This window comes from Actinoplanes sp. ATCC 53533 (genome assembly GCF_003947245.1).
On sequence record NZ_QHHV01000457.1, the window covers coordinates 1 to 1,743 of the forward strand.

At 67.6% G+C, this 1,743-nt stretch carries 3 protein-coding genes; 1 reads left to right on the forward strand and 2 read right to left on the reverse strand.

Annotated features, from left to right (window positions below):
* On the forward strand, nucleotides 1-998 hold a 998-nt coding region (locus DMB66_RS59075), incomplete at its 5' end, for an IS1380 family transposase (RefSeq protein WP_125812624.1).
* Between the two features lie 150 nt (nucleotides 999-1,148).
* On the opposite strand, the gene DMB66_RS62155 is transcribed toward DMB66_RS59075, so the two are convergent.
* A complete protein-coding gene (locus DMB66_RS62155) occupies nucleotides 1,149-1,430 on the reverse strand; it encodes a DoxX family membrane protein (RefSeq protein WP_255441679.1) in 282 nt (93 codons plus the stop codon).
* 55 nt (nucleotides 1,431-1,485) lie between these two features.
* A partial coding sequence (locus DMB66_RS59085) for a tetratricopeptide repeat protein (protein ID WP_148112944.1) occupies nucleotides 1,486-1,743 on the reverse strand: 258 nt, incomplete at its 5' end.

The window sequence follows — 1,743 nt, forward strand, 5'->3', positions numbered from 1 at the left end:
TCCTTGCCGGTGCCGACGTTCTGACCTTTGTGGACGTCGACTCGGTGCTGCGCCGGGTCTACGGCAAACAGAAGCAGGGCATCGGGTTCGGCCATGCGAAGGTCGGCGGTTATGACGTCTGGCTGCGTGGCTACAACCCACTGATCGCCACGCTGTCCACACCACTGTCAGCACCGGTGATCGCCGCAACGAGGCTACGGGCGGGTAACGCCGGCTCCGCGCGGGGCGCCGCGAGCATGATCGCCGAGGCGATCACGACCGCCCGCGCGTGCGGCGCGTCGGGGGAGATCGTGGTGCGGGCCGATTCGGCGTTCTACGCCAAGACCGTGATCACCGCATGTCGGCGACGCAACGTGCGGTTCTCGGTCACCTGCCGGATCGACGCGAAGATCCGCACGGCGTGCGAGAGCATCAGCGAACACGAGTGGATCGACATCAAGTATCCGCAGGCCGTGTGGGATGAGGACGCCGGCAGGCGGATCTCCGATGCGCAGATCGCCGAAACCACCTACACCGCGTTCGCCGGCACCCGCTACCAGGTGACCGCACGGCTGATCGTGCGTCGGATCCGCCGTGACGACCCCGCCCAGCACCCCGGCCAGGGCGAACTGATGCCGTCTTATCGGTATCACGCGGTGCTCACCGACTCGCCGTTCGTGCTCGCCCAGGCCGAAGCGCAGCACCGCGGCCACGCGATCATCGAGCAGATCAACGCGGATCTGATCGCCGGGCCCCTGGCGCACCTGCCCTCGGGCCGGTTCAGCGCGAACGACGCCTGGCTTGCCTGCGCCGCGATCGCCCACAACCTCACCCGCGCCGCCGGTCATCTTGCCGCGGGCGCCTGGTCGGTCGCCCGGCCGGCGACCATCCGGACCCGGATCATCAACGTCGCCGCCCGGATCGCGCACCGGGCCCGCACCATCCACCTGCACCTACCCGACAGCTGGCCTTGGCAGACAGCGTTCGAGAACATCTACACCGCCACCGCACCAGGCTAAAAGCACCCCTACCGGACCGGAACAGGCGGCCGTCGCAGGCCACACCACCAACCCAACCATCCCGAAGACCACACCCCGGAGCGAGCCGACCACGAGATCGGCGGATTCCCCACGCCCACCGAAACGGCGAACCGCCCGACATCGAAACAATCAATCAGGGATCAGCGCCAACTGCGTCGGTGGATCCAGGCTGAGCACTGTCACGGAAAGCACGGTCGCCGTTCCGACGGAACTGATGAGCACGACCGCCCCGTAAAATGTGCGACGAGGCACGAACAACAGCACCGCGCCCACGAGGTCGAGCGACCCCGTCAGATAGCGAAACCATTGTCCCCAGCCGATAGCTTCGAAGTAATCGACTGTGTCCGCGGTGCCAATGAGCTTGGTAGCTGCTATCAGGAGAAACAAGAGGCCCACAACGACTCGCAGCACCCACGCGGCAATTGCCCGCGATTTGGATCGTCTGCTCGGTTGAGGACTTCCCCGGCTACCGCGGCCGGCCGTCCGCGTTGCTCCGGTAGGCCTGCGCTCTCCAGAAGACGACGTTGTTCCGGGTGGCCAGCGTGTCGGGGTGGTCCGGGCCGAGCACCCGCTCGGAGATCGGCAGCAGGGCGGCGTACTGGTCGCGGGCGGCGGCCACGTCACCCGCTTCCCCGGTCCAGCCGGCGAGGTTGGCCCGGACGATCAGGGTGTCCGGGTGGTCCGGGCCGAGCACCCGCTCGGAGATCGGCAGCAGCCCGGCCCA